Origin of the sequence: Flavisolibacter ginsenosidimutans (assembly GCF_007970805.1) — a bacterium.
GTDB classification, from domain to species: domain Bacteria; phylum Bacteroidota; class Bacteroidia; order Chitinophagales; family Chitinophagaceae; genus Flavisolibacter; species Flavisolibacter ginsenosidimutans.
Genome location: NZ_CP042433.1, coordinates 686594 through 704599, shown reverse-complemented (window position 1 = coordinate 704599; position 18006 = coordinate 686594). Strand labels below are relative to the sequence as shown.

At 45.3% G+C, this 18006-nt stretch carries 17 protein-coding genes; all 17 read right to left on the bottom strand.

Translation table 11 applies throughout. From position 1 onward, the window contains the following. Positions 1 to 335 precede the first annotated feature (335 nt). Complete coding sequence (locus FSB75_RS02845; RefSeq protein WP_146782455.1) at positions 336 to 2609, bottom strand: T9SS type A sorting domain-containing protein; 2274 nt, start codon at positions 2607 to 2609, stop codon at positions 336 to 338. Positions 2610 to 2688: 79 nt separating this feature from the next. Continuing rightward, on the bottom strand, positions 2689 to 3438 hold the full coding sequence (locus tag FSB75_RS02840; RefSeq protein ID WP_146782452.1) for an AglZ/HisF2 family acetamidino modification protein: 750 nt from the start codon (positions 3436 to 3438) through the stop codon (positions 2689 to 2691). Continuing rightward, positions 3438 to 4049, bottom strand: coding sequence for an imidazole glycerol phosphate synthase subunit HisH (hisH, locus tag FSB75_RS02835; protein WP_146782449.1), 612 nt, complete (start codon positions 4047 to 4049; stop codon positions 3438 to 3440). Before hisH ends, FSB75_RS02840 begins: the two co-directional genes overlap by 1 nt. A 31-nt stretch (positions 4050 to 4080) precedes the next feature. After that, positions 4081 to 5220 (bottom strand): N-acetyl sugar amidotransferase, encoded by a 1140-nt coding sequence (locus FSB75_RS02830; protein WP_146782445.1) that lies wholly within the window; start codon positions 5218 to 5220, stop codon positions 4081 to 4083. Beyond that, positions 5221 to 6474, bottom strand: a complete 1254-nt coding sequence (locus tag FSB75_RS02825; protein ID WP_227990920.1) for a glycosyltransferase — start codon at positions 6472 to 6474, stop codon at positions 5221 to 5223. Continuing rightward, on the bottom strand, positions 6474 to 7262 hold the full coding sequence (locus FSB75_RS02820) for a class I SAM-dependent DNA methyltransferase (protein WP_146782439.1): 789 nt from the start codon (positions 7260 to 7262) through the stop codon (positions 6474 to 6476). Before FSB75_RS02820 ends, FSB75_RS02825 begins: the two co-directional genes overlap by 1 nt. An 81-nt stretch (positions 7263 to 7343) precedes the next feature. Beyond that, positions 7344 to 8180, bottom strand: a complete 837-nt coding sequence (locus tag FSB75_RS02815) for a glycosyltransferase family 2 protein (protein WP_146782436.1) — start codon at positions 8178 to 8180, stop codon at positions 7344 to 7346. Positions 8181 to 8183: 3 nt separating this feature from the next. Continuing rightward, positions 8184 to 9299: a glycosyltransferase family 4 protein gene (locus tag FSB75_RS02810; RefSeq protein ID WP_146782432.1), complete on the bottom strand. Its 1116-nt coding sequence runs from the start codon at positions 9297 to 9299 to the stop codon at positions 8184 to 8186. A 20-nt stretch (positions 9300 to 9319) separates the two neighbouring features. Continuing rightward, entirely contained in the window at positions 9320 to 10111 is a 792-nt protein-coding gene (locus FSB75_RS02805) for a glycosyltransferase family 2 protein (RefSeq protein WP_146782429.1), read from the bottom strand. Positions 10112 to 10130: 19 nt separating this feature from the next. Continuing rightward, on the bottom strand, positions 10131 to 11078 hold the full coding sequence (locus FSB75_RS02800; RefSeq protein ID WP_146782426.1) for a glycosyltransferase family 2 protein: 948 nt from the start codon (positions 11076 to 11078) through the stop codon (positions 10131 to 10133). A gap of 26 nt (positions 11079 to 11104) precedes the next feature. After that, complete coding sequence (locus FSB75_RS02795; RefSeq protein ID WP_146782423.1) at positions 11105 to 11572, bottom strand: GNAT family N-acetyltransferase; 468 nt, start codon at positions 11570 to 11572, stop codon at positions 11105 to 11107. A gap of 23 nt (positions 11573 to 11595) precedes the next feature. Beyond that, on the bottom strand, positions 11596 to 12303 hold the full coding sequence (locus FSB75_RS02790) for a WbqC family protein (protein ID WP_146782420.1): 708 nt from the start codon (positions 12301 to 12303) through the stop codon (positions 11596 to 11598). Continuing rightward, positions 12300 to 13403 carry a DegT/DnrJ/EryC1/StrS family aminotransferase gene (locus FSB75_RS02785; RefSeq protein WP_146782417.1) on the bottom strand — a complete coding sequence of 368 codons (1104 nt, stop codon included), beginning with the start codon at positions 13401 to 13403 and terminating at the stop codon, positions 12300 to 12302. The genes FSB75_RS02790 and FSB75_RS02785 overlap by 4 nt, the downstream gene beginning before the upstream one ends. Positions 13404 to 13435: 32 nt before the next feature. After that, entirely contained in the window at positions 13436 to 14470 is a 1035-nt protein-coding gene (locus tag FSB75_RS02780; RefSeq protein ID WP_146782414.1) for a glycosyltransferase family 2 protein, read from the bottom strand. A 6-nt stretch (positions 14471 to 14476) separates the two neighbouring features. After that, entirely contained in the window at positions 14477 to 15514 is a 1038-nt protein-coding gene (locus tag FSB75_RS02775; RefSeq protein WP_146782411.1) for a glycosyltransferase family 2 protein, read from the bottom strand. Positions 15515 to 15532: 18 nt separating this feature from the next. Next, entirely contained in the window at positions 15533 to 16654 is a 1122-nt protein-coding gene (locus tag FSB75_RS02770; protein WP_146782409.1) for a glycosyltransferase family protein, read from the bottom strand. Between the two features lie 11 nt (positions 16655 to 16665). Then, a complete protein-coding gene (locus tag FSB75_RS02765) occupies positions 16666 to 17985 on the bottom strand; it encodes an ABC transporter ATP-binding protein (protein ID WP_146782406.1) in 1320 nt (439 codons plus the stop codon). Positions 17986 to 18006: the final 21 nt, after the last annotated feature.

Sequence of the window (18006 nt, the reverse complement as noted above, 5' to 3'; positions counted from 1 at the left end):
TATCTCTAACAAGTACAGAGGTCAGGTAGTTACAATGCGAACAAAAAGTACGGACGCGGTAAAAACAATATCAGCTGAATGTAGAGACGAAAACACCTTTTGAAAATCTGCTCGGGCGATGCTCATCATCGTTAATTCTAAAGCACCCGCTAGTTGTAAACTTAACCAGCACCAAACGGTTGAAGCAAGATCAAAAGTGTTTATGTCTGCGGGTTCGCTTGGCTGGAATTGACACGCAAACGCAAACTGCAAAAACCCTTTGGCCAAAGCCACGAAACAGCAAAACAGGTTTCTCGTTTTTCTGTTTCATGGCTTTGAGTGATTTGATATTGGAACTAATTGATAATTTCTTTAAACACCGAAACTTTTTCCGTAATAAGGTCGGTTACTCGAATGATGTACAAACCCGGCACGAGATGCTCGTTCAACAAAATTTCTTTTTTATCAATTCCTTCAAAGATTTTTTGATACACTACTGAACCAGACGTATTAACAACCTCAACGCGATAATCGGCCTTCTTCTTTTGGCTGATGAAAATTGTAAATTGACCTTTCGAGGGATTCGGATAAACGCTTATCAACTTGTTTGTAACGGCAAGAGTTTGCACGTCCGGCCCTACGGCCAGCGTATTGCAATCGGGCATGTGTTGAACGGGAAATGTTTTTGAATGCGAATTGCCGCAAGCGTCTAAAGCCTTAATGGTAATCGAATCGAGGTTGAACCCAGAAGGAATATTGAAAACGTTGCTTGTCTGGGGACCAGTAAGCAACGGCGCATACATAGGATCGGTTCGTAAGATTTCATAGGTCAAAGGACGGACACCGCCTAACGTACTGTCCTTAAACGTATAGGGATTGGCAGCACATTGATATATTCTATCGGCCAACTGATGCGGATACACATAAGGGTTAATGGCAATGGTATCATAAAACTTCAGGCTCATGCAACCAATAGACGACTGTACAATATATACACCTGTTGGCAGGTTGCTGAAATAAAACTCAACCTGATCAGTCGTGCTGTTGTACGTTGAATAAGATCTGTTGACAAGCGTGTCCGTGGCGTCGCGTTTTATAATGGTGACAGTGGCTGAGTTATAGGCTAGCGGGTTCCCCTTTAAAACAATATCGCCACCGCCCGAATCACCGTACAAACCCGGGCACCCCCCTTTCATCTCCACTTGTTTGGTTGGGAAAATGGAGGGTTGGTTAACAAAACTTGTATCCGCATTTCCGCAGCCATCAGAGGCAATAACCGTTAGTGTACCCGGCTGTGGCCACGTGTTGTACAAAACATAGTTGTACGTGTTGTTGCTTGGATAGTTAACGGCAATACTCCCATCCGGATAAAGAACCTTCACATTAAAAGGGGTTTTCGCGCCGGGGTCAAACCAAGCTTGCACAGCCGTTTGATTAATCGTACAGTTTCCAGCAACGGCGGATCTGAATCCATTGGGATAACGCACACAGGAATCTATTGTACAAGTGCTGTCGCTGCACGGATCAAATATATAGGCACGGTAACAACCGTATGGAAGATTGTCCCATACGGCACCGGAGGGCCAAGGCTCACCGGTTCTTGGGTTTATCCAGTTTAAATAGTCGTTCTGTGACTTGCAACCCACTTTGCGGTTTCGGGTAATATCGTAAAGGCAAATACTGTCGGGAGAGCCGTCCACTTCAGGATGCAGCGCATACCAGCTTGCAGGCGGCGGCGGGCCGTCAACGTGCATCTTGAATGTGGTACAATCCCAATCATAAGGGTCTATTTGCGAGCCACCGGAGCTTTGTTTTACGGGGAAATAAGCAGAATCCCTGTTACAATTATCCTGAACGATTACGTAATAATCGTGGGTATAATTCAAGGCATAAAAATTTGTTTGAAAGCCACCCGAATAATTTCCTGCGGGTGCTTGCTTGCATTGAATCAATGCCTTTGTCTGAAAATCATAAAGACAAACCGAAGGCGCGTCAAATCCGAAAAACACAGGATAAATGTCCACGTCCGTGCACTGTATTTTGTACTGTAGTTCTTTGATATAGCCAAAGACGCCGGTCGGTGCATTCCAGTTTTTTGCATACACTGTCCCGCAGTTGTCTTTTACCAGTATGGCTGCACGGTTTATAATTGGATCCACTATAATATCCGGTGAATTGCTCCAGATTGTATCGCTGCTTCCGGGGTTGCAAACACCGTACTGGTGTACAAACGATGAATTGCTTGTGGTAAAGGTAACCTCGCCTTTATGACAAGCGCCGCCCGCAAGCATAACTACGCTAAAATCAAATGAAAACTGGAAGGGAACCAGCGTTGCCTGCCGGGTTCTGATGGTGCCGCAGGCATCCTTTAATTCTACGCTATATGTCCCCGCTGCAAGTCCGGTGAAAACACCCGTCGAATTTGTCAGATTTAACTCAATCAACCTGTAAGTAAAAGGTGCCGCGCCCCCGGAAGCGTTGATGACTTCAAGTTGACCGCTACTGCCGCCGCAAACCGGATGGGTAGTTTGTAATTGAAAGGACGGCTCTACATAATTAACGGAACAACCTTGTGAACGGGATACCGTGTGCAGGATGATCCCTGCCACCAGCAACAAGAGGTATTTCATAGAAAGAAGTCAATTGGATAGTGGTTTGTAAATGCTTGTTATTGGATTCTACGCTTCTTCGCTCCGCGAAGTTGAATTATCACTTTTGAATTTGCAAGCCTGAAGGAAAAGAGATCAGCACGCCCATTCCCTTCTTTTGGTAAACGAACATGCTGCCTGCCGCAACCGCCGACGCTCCTGCCGCAACCGCCGAATTAAAATCGGCAACACTGCCCGCACCGCCACAGGCAATAACGGGTATTTGTACGCTGTGCGCCACTTCAGAAATTACGTCAAGTGCGTAGCCGCCCCAGGTTCCGTCTTTGTCAATGCTGTTCACAATGATTTCTCCTGCGCCGGCTTCTTCTACTTTCTTTGCCCATTGCAACGGTGTATAAGAACTTTTTTTTGTACCGGAATAGCTGTACGCTTTGGTGCCACCAAGAAAACTTTTCTTCACGTCAATGCAGCCTACGACGGCTTGCGCACCGTATATCGCACCAATTTTTTCAACAAGAGAGAGATCATCGAATAACACAGAGTTCAATACCACTTTCTCAAAGCCGCTGTCAAAAACCTTTTTGGCATCATCCAACGTACGAATGCCGCCACCGTAAGCCATCGGCATAAATGCCTCCCCGGCAATTTCGCCGATTTTACCAAAATCTGGGCCACGTTTTTCAACCGAGGCAGTATAATCCAATAAAAGCAGTTCGTCGGCCTCTTTCTCGTTGAAAATTTTTACCGAGTTAATAGGGTCGCCGATGTATTTAGCGTTCTTGAAATTGACCGTTTTATAAAGCCCGCCCTTAGCCAAAAGCAGTACCGGAATGATGCGTGCACTTCCCATTAAAGCCGATTAAAATTTTCCAACACCTTCATCCCGAACTTGTGACTTTTTTCAGGATGAAACTGTGTACCGTAAATATTTCCTTTCTGAAAAGCACAAACAAAATCGTAGCTGTGATTACAGGTGGCGCTAATCTCGTTTTTCGCTGTAAATAAAAAATGATAAGTGTGCACAAAATAAAACCGCGGACCTACGGGAAGATTTGACCACAATGGATTGCTTCCCGTGGTTGTGATTTCGGACCAGCCCATGTGCGGGACCTTCATTGACTTGTCTTTGGATTGATCGAAACGAACGGTGGAAGCCTCCACCCAGCCCAAGCCTTCCACATCGCCCTCTTCGCTGTGCTTAGTCATAAGTTGCGCACCGAGGCAAATGCCCAGTATCGGTTTTTTCTCCACCAGCACCAGTTCATCCAATAATTCTTTCAGGCCGCTGCTGTGCAGGTTTTCCATACCTTTTTTAAAATGGCCTACGCCGGGAAGAATCAATTTTGATGCGGCCCGTATAGTCGCCGGATCGTTGGTTATGGTGGCTTCAATACCCAGCCGCCTGCACATGTTTTGTATTGAAGTCAAATTTCCCAAACCGTAATTAATAATGGCAATCATACGCGTAAAAGATAAATGGTTAGGGTACAATTTATTTCACCGGAAAGAAATAACGGTAAGTCTTCTTTATTGGCTTCATCCATGGATAGCGATGATCCAAAGGTTGCTCGGTGGCAAAGTCGTAATGGCTACGCGGTGGTGTTTGCATAATCTTCTGCCAAGCTTCTTCCGTTAAGCCAAATTTTTTTAGAACGAAATCCTTTTCCTGTGCAAATTCTTCAGGCCTGTAAAGCGGTTTTTTTAGTTCTTCCAATGCGGCAGCTTTTGTCATTTGCCCCGCAAAAATGAGCGTCGAAAGATGGGCTTTGCGTTTGTCAATCTTAAATTTTTCCGGCAGAATATAGGCTTGGTAAAATTTTGTAAACAGCGATTCGTAATGTTTACCACCATAGTCCTGCCAGCCCAATTGCTCTGCAATGATTTTCTTCGCCTCGGCTTTGTTGTAATCTACGTAATCGAGTATGTTCAATTCGCTGATGCCGTGTACGGCCACACGTTTTTTCAATAACGTATCGTTCAGCGGATAAGTCTTTAGTTTTTTTGTACCGAATTGCTTGTGAATGTCGAGCAGGTTTACGTGATCGCTCTTGTTAAAAAGCCAGGATTTCGGCATCAAAAATTCAGAGTAAATGTTTCTGCCAATCAGGCTGTGATGAATATTGTGCTTGAGACAGAGTTTCAAAAGCGTAGCGAAAATGGCGTGATCTGAAACCACTTCAATGTCCACTACCGAGGCTTTCAAATAAGAGAGCTGAATGTCTTTAAACTCTTCCCAATCTACCACCAAAGTGTAAAGATCAAAACCGCAGCGGCTCACGATATTCTCGATGTTTTTCACCGCCAGTTCCGAATTCCAGCCGTTGTCAAAATGAACTGCAAGCGGACGCAGGCCGTATTGTTTGCACAAATAAGCCACGTAGGTGCTGTCCACACCACCGCTCAGGCCAATGATGCAGTCATAAGGCTTGCCTTTCCCGTCTTCTTTTATTTCATTGATGTAGCGCTCCAGTTCACGCTTTCCCTCCTCTCCTTTTTTCACGTGTTGGGCCTCGGCCTTCAGGTAATCCTGATAATAAGTGCACACGCCGTTTTCATCAAACCGAATATCTGGGTCGGCGATGGTATCCATCACCGATAAACTGCACTGCTGGTAAGTCTTTTCTGTTTTCATTTATACAGCTTCTTTGTAAATTTTACTGAGGTTTTGCAGGAACCGCTCTTTGCCAAAATGCTCAATGGTAAAGTTGCGAATATAATCTGCGTCGTAACGTTCTGTTGTTTTCATCATTTTCAGCATGGCTTCTGCTAAGGCTTCTTCATCGCCCACTTCCACCACATACCCAATCTTATCGTCCACAATTTTTTGGCTTACGCCGCAGCGGGTGGCAATAACAGGTTTGCCAAACAACATCGCCTCTACAATCACCAAACCGAAGGTTTCGTATTTACTCGAAAGCACAAACGCGTCGCAAGCTTTCAATTGCTCAATCACTTCGTCACGATTTAAGCGGCCAAGAAAACGAATGTGATTCTGCAGGCTGTTCTTCTGCACCAGGGAGTGAAGTTCATCAACCAATTCGCCGTCGCCACCAATCAATAATTCAACGTCTTCGTTTTGCTTCACCACAAGCTTAAATGCCTTAATTAACGTCTGCTGATCTTTTACGGGTTTGAAAACAGCAATGTGAAGAAAACGAAATTTTGCATTGCTGGTTTTAGCCTGCTTGTAATCTGTTCTTTCCAAATACTGGTCCAACACGTTGGGCAGGTAGCAAAAGCGCTGAAAATTAAACATGCCGTTGAGCAATTGCGCAAAGGCTTCGCTTACCGCAAACAAGCCCGCAGCGGATTTGTGCGCTTTTCTTACCCGTCGCAAAATGCCTGCATCGGTTGCGCCCAGGGCAAAGCTGCTGCTGTGTTCTGTAATGAGGTATTTGATGCCGTATTTTGCGTGGATGCGTTCGGCCAACATACCGGCATAAATGGCGTCGTGCGCATGAATGATGTCAGGACGGCCTTCTTTTTCCAGATAGTTTTCAAAACAGTGCATTCCGGCCTTTATCCAGCTAAGGTGATTTTTGTTGTTGGCCGGCTTGCGGCGGTAAAGGCCGTCAATGCGGTAAACCTTTATGCCATCAAGGGTTTCGGTCTTAATGTATTCTTTGGGTGAAAAAAATTTTTTAAAGCCAAGACGCATCAATTCCGGAATATTTTTTTCGTCCGTGGCGTTGCCGGCTTTTTTGCCAATGAGCTTAAAAGCTATGCCTTTTGCAATCATGGGTACCGAAAAAGAAAGCCGCACCGACAAGGCGCCCACGCGGTAACCGGCCTCTTTTAAAATCACCGCCTGATGATATTGAAAGATGCCCGCAAGTTTGTCCTCGTCGGGAACAAAACCTTCGGATGGAATGATGAGAACGTGCATCACTTTATGACTTTACAAATCATGAACTCCTGTGCAGGTGATTCTTTCAACACAGACGTAAGTAACAACTCAACCGGGTACAATGCTGGCCAGATAATTTTATCAAAAAGACCGCTCTTCTTCGACGTGTGCGTCAGCAGGTTCCAAATTCGCGGCGTGAGTTTGGTACGTGCATCCATCGGTTCGTTCATCAAAACGTAATTAGGCACACGGCCAAGAATTTCAAAACCGCTTTTTTGTAATGCTGCTTCGTATTCGGCAAGTGTGCGGCATTTTTGATGCGTGGTGAGAAAGCTTTTTTCGTGGATAAAGTTTTCAGAAAAAATAAATATGCCGTCCTTCTCCAGCACGTTGTAAATATTATTTAAAGCGCTTTGCAACGATTCGTCGTCAACCAAATGATAAAGAACTGAAGCCGCACTGCAAATGCTAAAACTGTTTTGTGCAAGCGGCAGCTTTTCTTTCCCGATGTCGCAACGAAAAAATGAGTAGTCCGGATGGCGAAGACGAAGGTTTTCCACGGCCGTTGTCGAAATGTCAACGCCGGTTGCTTGCTTGTTGAGTGTTTTCCAAACGTCAATGACAAAGCCGGTTCCCGAACCCACATCCAGAACATTATTGGTTTTGCCGGCGCTGTATTTTTTGAAAAGCCTGAGCAGAATTTGTCTCGTCACTTTGTAGCTCCAGCGGTTATACGTTTCGCTGAGTGAAATGTCGCCGACACCAACCAAATCGTAGTGTTGCTTTAGCCGGTTTTCCCAATACTGTTCCGCGTTAAATGTTGCCATAGAAAACTGATATTCGAATGTTGTAAAAACGAGAGATCGGACAATTGAAAGACAATACTTCAATAGCCCAATAACTCAATATCACAATCTGTCGTAGGGATTTTTGCGCTTGATGAAAATCTCTTTAAAATCCAGCAACGCAGACTTCAACTGGTGCTTTTGAAATTCGCGTTTTATCCGCTTCAAAGCCCTGCTCTTTTCCCCGCCACCAAGCGGGCATTCTTTATTGTTCAAAGCGGCTACAGTCGTATCGTACCGAAGTTTGCGGTAGTGCTTCTTGGCATAGTTGCTGAACCGCTCCTGATCGCCGTGGTTCCTGTCCCAATACAAACCGCTTACAAATTTTACCACCGGGTAACGGTTGGCCAGTTTAAACCAAAGCTCATTGTCGCCAATCAGCGGGCGTCCCGAAAAACCGCCCTCTTTTTCAAAAACTTCGCGTTTGATGATGGCCGATCCGGGAGCCCTGTGAAAATGTCCTAAACCACTGAAATGTTCTTCATACGCCTGCTTGCCCGGAATAGCCATCGGAAAAGGCTTGTGTGGATCTTGAATAGTACAAAGCCCAAAGCCGGCTTCTGGAAATCTTTCCATGCTGCTAACCATTACGTGCAGGCAGTGATCGTACATCACGTCGTCGGAGTCAATGTATTTCAAATATTTTCCAACGGCGTAGCTGGCCACTTTGTTGCGGTTGGGATAGTCGCCCAAATTTTTTTCGTTAACGTAATAACGAATGCGGGCATCTTTCGCTGCATACGTTTTAATAACGTCAATCGTTCCGTCTGTTGAAGCATCGTCCACAACAATGATTTCATAATCGTCAAAGGTTTGCGCCAGCACGCTTTCAATGGCTTCGGCAATGTATTTTTCGCGGTTGTAGGAAGTGATTAACACACTCACTAAGGGTACACTCATGTTTTATGATTCGATGATGGCGAGTTCTTTTTTTGAAATGTTTTCGATGTTGCAGCGCTCTCTTACTTTTTCGGCGGCGCTCTTCGACATCTGCAAAAATTTGTCAGGCTTTTCAAGCAGTTCTTCCAATGCACCGGCAATTTGTTGAGCTGAATTGTTGGTAAGATAACCGCTTTTGTTGTGCTCCACATACTCAGGGATGGCGCTGTTGTTAGAAGCGATGGGAACAAGCCCGCTGGCCATGGCCTCGCACATGGAAACGCCATGCGAATCCTGCCGGGTGGGACAAAGAAAAACGCCGTATTGTTCGTGCAGCGCGGGAATCAGCACTTGCCGCACGGCACCATTGGTTATTTCGATGTTTTTAAACAGGCGCAAGGGTGCCAGCGTTTTTTCGAACAACGGCCCTTTGCCGATGATGGTAAACGTGAAATCCTGAAAGGCTTTTTTCTTCGAAAGCAAAAGCAGGCCTTTCACGTAAACATCGTTCGCATATTTTCTCGAATCGAAAGAACGCAGCACCAGTACTTTTTTGCGCTGTTCATCGTTCTTTGGCCGGTAAGCAAAAAGCGAAATGTCAACCGGATTGGGAATAACATCAAAGGCTTTAATTTTCGTCAGCGTATCTTTTTCCGCAGTTCTTCTTATCCAGTCCGATACAAAAACAAAACGAATGCGGCTGGTGCGGTTCGCATAGTTTATCAATTGCCTGAAGCGGTACTGTTGCCGGATATTTTTAAGAACGAACCGGAAAAACACCGGCGAGTACAAGGTATAATTGAACAGGCGGCGGTACCAGCCGATGGCTTCAAAAAGATGCACCCAAATAATTACGGGAACGTTAACCTGCCGGATGATTTTTTCCAACATCCAGGGCTGATAGAAGTGGATGAGAATTTTATCGGCCTTGTATTCTTTGACGGCGGCTGCCAGTGCGTCCACATTGTCGAAACGCTGCAAAGAAATTCCTTCGTAAACAATTTCGGAAGGCTCCTGAAAATAAGAGAACACTTTTACCTCGTGGCGCTTGGCGTATTCTTTTGCACGCACGTGCACAAACACGTCGCCCATCAGGTTTTCGAGGTGCGGATAGTTTTGGTCTAAGATCAGCAGGCGCATGGATAGAAAAGGGGTTGCAATTAATTTCCGGTAACGCTGGAAAGATATTTGAAAACGGTGCTTTTCATTTTTTTACGGCGAAGCATCTTTAAAACGCGTTCTTTTTCTTCATCGTTTAGTGGACAGTCCTTGTGTGCAAACGCATTTTCTAAGACTCTTTTTTGCAGCTCGTCGTACTTTTTTTTGGCGTAATCGCTCTGCGACTCCTGGCTTTCGTGATAGCGCGACCAGTAAAGGAAAGGCGGAAATTTTACCAACGGGAATTGCCGTCCCAACCGGAACCACAATTCCGTGTCGCCAATCATGCGCTCGCCGCTGAAACCTCCAACTGCATCAAAGGCTTCTTTCCTGATAATGGCAGAACCGGGCGCCCGGTAAAAATGCCCCGATTCAAAAAAATGTTCGAGGTAAGCTTCTTTGGGTTTAAGTAAAACAGGAAATGGATGCCGTAAACTTTCCGTTGAAGAAAGGCCAAAGCCGGCTTCTGGAAAACGTTCCATACTATTTACCATCACCTGCAAACAATGCGGATAAAGCAGGTCATCCGAATCAATGTACTTGATGTACTTCCGCGATGCGTAACCAGCGGCTTTATTCCGGTTCCCGTAGTCGCCTAAATTTTTTTCGTTGACAAAAAATTTTATGCGCTTGTCAAGCTTTGCGTAGCGGCGAATGATGTCAACCGTGCCGTCTTTGGAACAATCGTCAACAATGATGTATTCGAAATCGGTGTATGTGGACGCAAGCACACTTTCTATGGCTTCGCCAATGAAATCTTCTCGATTGTAGGAAGTGGTAAGAACACTGACCATTTTCTCTATAGTTTGAACGTTAGCGGTACGTACGGCCCTTGCTTAAAAAAAACAAGAAATGCAGCTTGACGCCCTGCTTGATAATATTTGGAATACGAAGGCAGTATTTTAAAATATCGGCAAAAGGCAAGTTCCAATAAAGTTTGATTGCCCGCTTGAACTGCTTCATGTGAAAAAGCTTGTCCACAGTGCCGATATAACGTTCCAGTACTGCATCAAAATATTTAGACTCGTAGTTGAAATATGGCAGGAAGTTAAGATACAGTGGTGCGTCGTTGTAATAAAAATCTTCCAGCGGTATCGCACGGCTCAGGCCGTGATAATGGTGTACGTGAAGACCGCAAATTTCATCGAGGTAATAGATACCGCCGTATTTAGCCAGCAAGGCTACCTGAATGTAATCGCCTGCATAAGCTTTTAACGACCATGCCGGCAATTCGGGCAGCACGTTGCGAAAAAAGATTGTGCACGTTGGCATGGGACAAGACCGGACAGTTTCGTATTTGTTCTTGAAGACAGGCGGTTTGTTTTCTTCCCTAAAATAGATGTTGCTGTCCGGATTCTTTGTGTCGAAAATTTTTGCATTCGTGTAGCACAACACGGCTTCGGGATGATCTTCCAAAGCCTTGAATTGCTTTGCCAGCTTTTGCGGATCGGTCCAGCAATCATCGCCTTCAAAAAAAGCGACGTATTTACCACGGGCAGCTTGCATGACCGCTTTCCAGTTTTGCTGTGCGCCCTGGTTCTTTTCGGGCAACAAAAGGCGAATGGGAAAGCGCTCTGCATATTCCTGCAAAATCTTTCTAGTGTTATCGGTCGAACAGTCTTCGCCGATGATGAATTCACAAGGAAAATCAGTCTCCTGCATTAACACCGACTCTACAGCGGCTTTGATGTATTTTTCGTGGTTATAGGTAATGACGCAAACACTAACCAGAGGACGTTCATCGGGTTGGGCAAAAAGCATGAATCAGTTTTAAAGAAACGGTATAATTAAGCAGTAATATTGAGCGGCATATCTTTCAGCGAAAGAAACATAAAGAAAGAATTGCCGTTCGCTTCTTCTTTGGCAAAGCCGTTCCTTTCATAAAAATTTATTGCACGAAGATTGTCCTTGTTTACTTCAAGCCGGATTGTTTTCATCCCGTGCTGTTTGCCGTATTGCAGGCAATTCAGCAAAAGTTGAAGGGCTACCCCCCCGCCTTGCAAAGCCTTGCTTACGCTTACGCTGGTGATATATGCCTGTTTGCTTTCAGAATTGAAATAACAGGCAATCAAACCTTCCAGCAACCCATCGTTCCAGGCTTCGAAACTCACGGCTTTTGCAAACAGTTTGGCCGCGTATTCCGCAATGTTTATCCTTTGGTCAAGCGGCGGAATAAAACCGGCTGCGCATTGGCTTAAGTGTGTTGCAATTTCAGCTTCAGTCGCTGCTTTGGTGCGGTAAACAATTGTACTCATTACAGACTCTGAGTAAAGAAAACTCAGTCAATAAGTTTGAAGTCCAAAAAATATTCGCGCAACTGGTCATTATTATTGAACATAAGCAGGTCAACCACGGAAAGGCCGGACACAAAAGGGTGCGCATATTGCGGATAGGCATGAACCGTTGGCTGAAGAAATTTTAGTTCCAGTTCTTCTGCGTTAAACACATCTTTTTTATAAAGTTCTCTCCCGCCGATGGCATTTATGTAGGTAAGAGCGCCTTCCTGTTTGCAAATATCAATAACTCTATCCACGCCTTTCAAATAAGCGTTGTCATAACCGGTAGCGGTGATTACAAATTCGGTTGCAATGCCGGTGTAATTACATACAGTTTTTATGCATTGCGCAGCAAGTTCTGAAATCGTTTCTGCCGGCTTTTCCAATATGGTATGGATCAATGGAGCGGCCTCGTTGTAAAACGGCGCTTTTTTATATGCAGCTTCTAACGTCCGGTAAAATTTTTCTTTCCAGCCTTTAAAGAGCGTTGGGTGAAGGGTTATGTTCCGGATTAACTTGTTGGGACTTGCGTCCTGCAAGGGAAGTGTGAAAAGGTGATCCTTTCCATTAAGCAAGATACGGTTCCGGTTAATCCAACCTTGCTTGATGTAAGCAACGTCGTCGTAAATCACGAACCGGTCAACGCTGGCAATTAATTGAAAGTAACCTACGTAAGGAAAAACGTAAGGCTGCATGATGGCCAACCTCATCCCAACAACGAATTTAAAAATTGATATTTCTGGCTGCGCAATAAAATGCGGCAGATAAAGTCAATGTCGAATTTATCGAGGTCGTGATAAAGCGGAAGGCACAAAACCCGTTTTGCAATTGAATCGCATACCGGCATCTCCGCGTTCTGAACGTATTTTAACGAGGAGAGGCTTGGATAAAAATAACGGCGCGGGAATATCCGGTTGTCATTCAACTCTTCCATGCATTTCAGAAGCATGCTTTCGCTTTCAAGAATAATGGGATAATACGCATAATTAAATCCGCCCTCTTCCTGCAACCTGATTTTTGTGTGCTTCAGATTTACCAAACGTTCGTCGTAATATTTACAGGAAGCTTTTCGCTGCTTTAGAATTTCATCAGCATACTTCAGGTTTGCCAATCCCATTGCCGCATGAAATTCGGAGTTCTTACCGTTGATGCCCAACTCGGCAAAATTATCCGGACCGTCAAATCCAAAATTGCGGATATAAGCCATCTTCTTCAGCAAGTCAGGATCCTGCGTGAACACGGCGCCGCCTTCAATTGTATGAAACAATTTTGTGGCGTGAAAACTTGTCGTTGACACATCGCCGTAAGCAAAAACGCTTTTGCCTTTGTAAAGCGTTCCGAAGCAGTGGGCCGCATCGTAAATTACCTTCAACTTGTGCTTCCTTGCAATTGCCGAAATGGCGTCAATGTCGCAGGGGTTACCGTAAACGTGTGTTGCAAGGATGGCTGACGTTTTATCGGTAATGGCCTTTTCAATCGAAGCCGGGTCAATGTTTAATGTATGCGGGTCAATGTCGGCAAACACAGGCTGGCAACCTTCCCAAACAATGCTGCTGGTGGTGGCAACAAAAGAAAAAGGCGTGGTGATGATTTCGCCGGAGAGATTCAGCGCTTTAACGGCGATTTGCAACGCGATCGTACCGTTGTTTAAAAACAACAGGTGCTCGACGTTGAGGTATTCTTTTAACTTCAACTCAAGCTCATTTACCAACGGGCCGTTGTTGGTTAACCAATTGCGTTTCCAAATGCTTTCCACGTAAGCATTGTACTCTTCTATCGGCGGTAAGAAAGGTTTGTTGACGTTTATCACAAAGACGTTTTAATGTTGTTCGAAAAAGAAGATTAATCCTCGTTAAACGATTCGTTCTTAGCGAAAATTTTTTCGCCTGCACTCGCTTTTTCAAACGAAGTAGGTTTGAGCGGAACCGGAGGCTTACCGCAATACTTTTCATGCAATTCATCTAGACTTTCCTCTCCTTGGGCCAGTGCGGCAAAGAAAGCCTGATAAGCACGCTGGCTTGATCGGTGGCGTTGAAAATTATAGGCCATCCATTTGTATTTCTCCGCGGTACTCAGCGGCTTGGTGATTGCTATGGTTTTCATCATGCTCAAAACCGATCGAAGACTGAGCGGTTCCTTCGGATATAAAAAGCCAACGCTCTTGTACCAGAGATACATAACCGTAAGGCTACGCCGGAACATGTAATCCACATTCTCATTGTGATAATGGTAAACCCTAGCCGACGGTTGGTACACCAATGTGTACCCTTTGCGTAAAGCTTCCCGCGCCCAAATGACATCTTCACCGTAGGAAATCTTGCGGAAGGGGATTTCGTCCATTACTTCTCTTTTATACATTGCGTTTACATCGTCCCAACTGCAGGCAGCTTTTTTCTCCGCGGGTGACAACGCATCAAAATCTTCTGCCTTAAAAGCATAGAGTTTTGTCTTCGGCTCGTCAACAGGACGAAACCAATCCACGGGGTTTTTATCGCGATCTTTCGGAACCACTTGTTGGCCGCAAACACCTGCTACGTTGTCGCCAACCGAAAATCCATCGAGTAACTTTTGGAGCCAATAACTATCGGTAGGTTTCGCGTCCTGTACAGTCATTACAACATACTTGCCTTTGCAATACTTTACACCGACGTTGCGTGTTAAGCCATGATTAAAGTCTTCCGGCCGAATAGAGTAAAGGCGTACCGGATAGGTCTTGGCAATTTCTAGTGTATTGTCTGTGGAACCCGAATCAAGCAAGACAATTTCCGTCTGCGAGAACAGGGTTTGTTCCTGAATGCCGCGCAAACAATCGTGAAGCCAGGGCTCTGCGTTTTTTACCGGAATGACAATTGAAATGAGGACGTCTTTGTCGGTCATGCGTATTTAAAATAAAACCGGGGAAACGGAAGATGGTTTCCAAGAAATTTTTCCGATGGTGTTGTCCGTGGCAATTTGCAGAAGCCTGGCTTTCCGATAAAAGAAGCTGTCAACAGCTTTAATTTTTGACAACTTCGATTTGCGTACGGAAAGATAGTTTTGAACGGCATTGTATTTAGAAAGATCGAAAAGGTTTTCATTTCGGCAAAAGGCAAGAAATTTTTTGGCTTCGCTATAATGACCACCTACAATTGCGCTTAGAACAATGTCGTTTGCGAGGGTCGACACATCGTTACGATATTGCTCAAATACGCCCTTTTCCCGCACGGTTCGATACGTGTACACGAGAACCTCCATACGGCTCTTTATTTTGGGAAGCGTATAGTAGCCACTGCGGGACAGGCTCGTATAAGAAACCCGTAGATAAACATCCGGATTCAAATCAAGACGTTTAACATACTTCATTGGCCACAAAAGACTCCGAATGTGGAGTTCTACATCTTGCCATAGTGCCAAGTCTTCGCGCCACATACCGACCTGTTGAAAAGAGCTTTTTTTCCAAAGCGGCCCCGTTCCTTGGCACACGGCATCACCGGTAAGTATGCGATGAATGTCATCCTTATCTTTGTCAATATTCCACAGCACATTTAAATCCATCAATTCATTTTCAAACAGGAGCATGGGAAAAATAACGAAATCACAATCTGGGTTTTCTTGCATGGCAGCCACTCTTTGTTCAAGGCAATACGGTGCCAGTACATCGTCTGTATCTAAAAACATCACGTAGTCGCCGGTGCAATTTTCTACCGCAATGTTGCGGCAGGCACAGGCGCCCTTAGGCAATCGCTGGCGTTGAAAAATTTTTACCCGGCTGTCTTTCGCAGCTATTGCCTGCAATACTTCCCAGCTGTTATCAGTACTGCCATCTTCGACGATAACCCACTCCCAATACGGGTAAGTTTGGGCAAAGATGGAATCGGCAGTTTCTGTGACCAAATCAGCACGGTTAAAACTGGGTGTTATGATCGAAACAATTTGTTTCAAAACGGTAGAATTTTGAGTTCAGTTCAATGTTGACAATTGTTGAAAGAGACTTTCAGCAACGTTCGCATAGGCGTATTTAGTGGACACCTTCTGTGCATGTGCTTGCAAAGCAAGAAGGTGTCTTTTCTGCAGCATGCTATTAAATACTTCTTTCAGTTCGTTCACCGTCGTGTAGGTTACAACCGAATCCTGAAACTCCGAAGGAATGTGAAGCGACCGAGGGAAAACACCAGGCTTGCTGTACCGGATCAAATCGAAGATTGCGCCAGTTGCTTTTGTACGCCCATAAACTTCCGCAATGCCACGGTGTTTTGTGTTGACCCTAATGGGTGCAAAAACGACATCCGCTTCTGTCATAACTCGCTCAAATTCGTCAGGCTGAATGTATTTGGAAAACCAAACCACCTCGAGACCTTCGTCCTGAAGTTTTTGGCATTCGACTAGAATGTTTGCTCCGTATTCGTCTTTTATGTGTCCTAGCAAGACAAGCTTGAAAAGCCGCTTGTCCAATATTTTAAAAACCTCAACGGCCACCTCATAATCCTTTCGTCCGTACTCAAGCGTTCCGGGAATGACAATTTCCAGTTTATTGGTCTTTTCTACGGATACTTTCTGCGGTTGCGGCTCAAAAATGAAATAAGGAAATACAATCACTTTTTTTTTGACGCCGATGTCGTATTTGAGATAGTCTTTCTGGTTTTCACTAATGACCAAGTAAGCGTCAACTTTTTGGGCAATTTTCAACATCGCCCTGTGTTCATCGTTACGGGGACGTTTGAAAACTTTTAATCTGCGAGCCATGGTGAACCAATAATTCACGTTATGCAGAGTCAAAATAATTTTACTGTTACCGCTCCGCAGCCTGTCCAGAAACGCATTGGCAAGAGGAAAATGATCGTTCAGGGTATTCAGAAAAACATAGTCGTACGCACTCTCCGTTTTAAACGTATCGTTCAGCTTTGCAACATCGCCTGTTTTAAACCAGCAAAGGCTCACTTTTTTTGGCAATTGACTTTTCTTCAGTAGGGCAATAATTTCTCCGGTGGAATAAACATCAATTGCATCGGTGCGAACGGCCAAACACTTTATGAGCGAATACGTCATTTCATAATGGTCAAAATCGACAATGGCGACCTTCATTCAGATTGGGTTTAAGGACACAGTTGTTTTGCGGCTATGCCATTTCCTTTATACAATACGTCCCACTGTAAAAACGGATGTATAAGGCCGCCGGGCTTGTGCGAAACAGTTCGGCCGAGTTGGTTGTACATCCCCTCTGAAATATTGAATTCAACAGGAATGTCAATGATAATATTTTTGATGCCGGGTATGTCGAAGTGTACTTTGAGTATATAATTTCCTACGTTTAGCAAGTGGCTCGGGATGTGGCAAATGCTAGAATAGAATCCCGCTTCGCGAATGCTGCTTTCGCCCACAAAATCATAGTCACTCGACGAAAAAATTTCGATGTCGTCGTAGCTATATACGCTCATCGTAACACGTAAACCCTTTACTGCCATTTTCAATAAATATTCGATCCGAATAAGCAGTTTGGTTGTCGTGCTCAGTGCATTGTCACGATTGCCTTTTTCGTCCTCAACGGCGATCAGCTGAACATCCAATTCCGGAAAACTTGGCCGTCCTCCGTTTTGCCAATTCAAGACTCGCTGCTCGTGATTCGCGTCGGCAAGATATCGTTCCAGAACGTCCCCAGTCGGTCCAATTTGCACTACCTGGCCGTTGTTCATAAAGACGCATTGGCTACAGAGATTTTTAATAGCGGCCATGTTGTGGGAAACAAACAAGATGGTGCGGCCTTCGTTGGTGCTGACCTCTTTCATTCTGCCTAAACATTTTTTTTGGAATTCGGCGTCGCCCACCGCCAGCACTTCGTCCACGATGAGGATTTCGGATTCCAGGTAGGCCGCCACCGCGAAGGCCAACCGCACGTACATGCCCGACGAGTAGCGCTTCACCGGCGTGTCGATGTAACGGTCCACGCCGGCAAAGTCCACGATTTCGTCAAACTTGCGGGTGATCTCCCGCTTGGTCATGCCCAAAATGGCGCCGTTTAAGTAGATGTTTTCCCGCCCCGTCAGTTCGGGGTGAAAACCCGTGCCCACTTCCAAGAGCGACGCAATGCGGCCTTTTACTTTGATGCGCCCCGTGGTGGGTGCGGTTACCTTGGAAAGCACCTTCAAAAGCGTGCTCTTCCCCGCCCCGTTGCGGCCAATGATGCCGGTCACAACACCCTGAGGAATGCTAAATGAAATATCTTTTAACGCCCACACGTATTCGCTGTTGCCTTTTTTGGTGCGGTCGTTCACTTCGCCCACCTTGGCAAAGGGATCTTCCTTGCCGCGCAGCCGCGCCAACCACCGGTTCAAATCGTGGCTCACCGTGCCGGTGCCCACCTCTCCCAACCGGTACAACTTGCCCAGATTGGATAACTCTATCGCTGTTTTCGACATAGACATAAATATGAACGGTAA

What these genes read in the sequence shown, in the direction of transcription:
- FSB75_RS02845 (WP_146782455.1), bottom strand. Translation starts at nt 2,609, where the DNA reads ATGAAATACCTCTTGTTGCTGGTGGCAGGGATCATCCTGCACACGGTA.
- FSB75_RS02795 (WP_146782423.1), bottom strand. Translation starts at nt 11,572, where the DNA reads ATGAGTACAATTGTTTACCGCACCAAAGCAGCGACTGAAGCTGAAATT.
- FSB75_RS02800 (WP_146782426.1), bottom strand. Translation starts at nt 11,078, where the DNA reads ATGCTTTTTGCCCAACCCGATGAACGTCCTCTGGTTAGTGTTTGCGTC.
- FSB75_RS02805 (WP_146782429.1), bottom strand. Translation starts at nt 10,111, where the DNA reads ATGGTCAGTGTTCTTACCACTTCCTACAATCGAGAAGATTTCATTGGC.
- FSB75_RS02815 (WP_146782436.1), bottom strand. Translation starts at nt 8,180, where the DNA reads ATGAGTGTACCCTTAGTGAGTGTGTTAATCACTTCCTACAACCGCGAA.
- hisH (WP_146782449.1), bottom strand. Translation starts at nt 4,049, where the DNA reads ATGATTGCCATTATTAATTACGGTTTGGGAAATTTGACTTCAATACAA.
- FSB75_RS02820 (WP_146782439.1), bottom strand. Translation starts at nt 7,262, where the DNA reads ATGGCAACATTTAACGCGGAACAGTATTGGGAAAACCGGCTAAAGCAA.
- FSB75_RS02830 (WP_146782445.1), bottom strand. Translation starts at nt 5,220, where the DNA reads ATGAAAACAGAAAAGACTTACCAGCAGTGCAGTTTATCGGTGATGGAT.
- FSB75_RS02810 (WP_146782432.1), bottom strand. Translation starts at nt 9,299, where the DNA reads ATGCGCCTGCTGATCTTAGACCAAAACTATCCGCACCTCGAAAACCTG.
- FSB75_RS02780 (WP_146782414.1), bottom strand. Translation starts at nt 14,470, where the DNA reads ATGACCGACAAAGACGTCCTCATTTCAATTGTCATTCCGGTAAAAAAC.
- FSB75_RS02840 (WP_146782452.1), bottom strand. Translation starts at nt 3,438, where the DNA reads ATGGGAAGTGCACGCATCATTCCGGTACTGCTTTTGGCTAAGGGCGGG.
- FSB75_RS02770 (WP_146782409.1), bottom strand. Translation starts at nt 16,654, where the DNA reads ATGAAGGTCGCCATTGTCGATTTTGACCATTATGAAATGACGTATTCG.
- FSB75_RS02825 (WP_227990920.1), bottom strand. Translation starts at nt 6,474, where the DNA reads ATGCACGTTCTCATCATTCCATCCGAAGGTTTTGTTCCCGACGAGGAC.
- FSB75_RS02765 (WP_146782406.1), bottom strand. Translation starts at nt 17,985, where the DNA reads ATGTCGAAAACAGCGATAGAGTTATCCAATCTGGGCAAGTTGTACCGG.
- FSB75_RS02790 (WP_146782420.1), bottom strand. Translation starts at nt 12,303, where the DNA reads ATGAGGTTGGCCATCATGCAGCCTTACGTTTTTCCTTACGTAGGTTAC.